This is a genomic window from Oleiphilus sp. HI0061 (assembly GCF_001635675.1).
Genome location: NZ_LWFE01001306.1, coordinates 1 through 725, shown reverse-complemented (window position 1 = coordinate 725; position 725 = coordinate 1). Strand labels below are relative to the sequence as shown.

General features: G+C 41.9%; 1 protein-coding gene. It reads right to left on the bottom strand.

Annotated features, from left to right (window positions below):
* On the bottom strand, nucleotides 1–725 hold a 725-nt coding region (locus A3735_RS20675; protein WP_068638552.1), incomplete at both ends, for a Fic family protein.

The following is a 725-nucleotide window of genomic DNA, read 5'->3' as shown; positions in this document are numbered from 1 at the left end:
ATGTTTGCAATTAATCGCGCAAGGCGTCCGTTTCCGTCCCAGAAGGGGTGGATATGTACAAAGCCCATGTGAATCTTCGCGTAGGCTTTGATTCCGTCCTTAAGGTTGAGAGTTTGCTTGCATAATGAGTTGAGCTCTTCGATAAAAAGAGCCATTAACTTTTCTGTATGTAAGGGGTGGGCATATTCGATAAATACTTGTTGGTTTTTCTTATTAACTGCATAGGTACCGTTCATTTCAACTTTCCAGGCTCCATTCGGTTTATAAATGTCGGTGACGCGGTCTGTTTGAATAGCTAAATGAAGTTGGAAGCAGCTTTCTGCTGTAAAGGCTTGGTTAAGGTTTTGGTAAATCAATTCGATAGCACTAGCGTGGCCATATATTTCCTGGTGCTCTTTGAGTGGTTTACCTGAAATGGTTAACCCCTCGTCCAATATAAACTTTGTATCACCTAAGCTTAAAGTATTGCCTTCTAGTGCCGTTGAGGTATGAGTCCAGAGGTTTCTAATCTGCTTGAGTGTAGATAGCTGAATATCTGTATCTAGTCCCTGCAAAAACTGAAGCATATTGGGCGTCGTTTGGTGTGCAGCAAGACTATATCGTGTACCTTTACGACTGCCAGTTTTAATAAGCAGGCCTTGCTCACTTAATTCATTAAGCCAACGGCGTATCGTTCGATCTGAAGGAGGGCTAAGCTTGAGTGTTGGTTTATTTATCAATTCAAG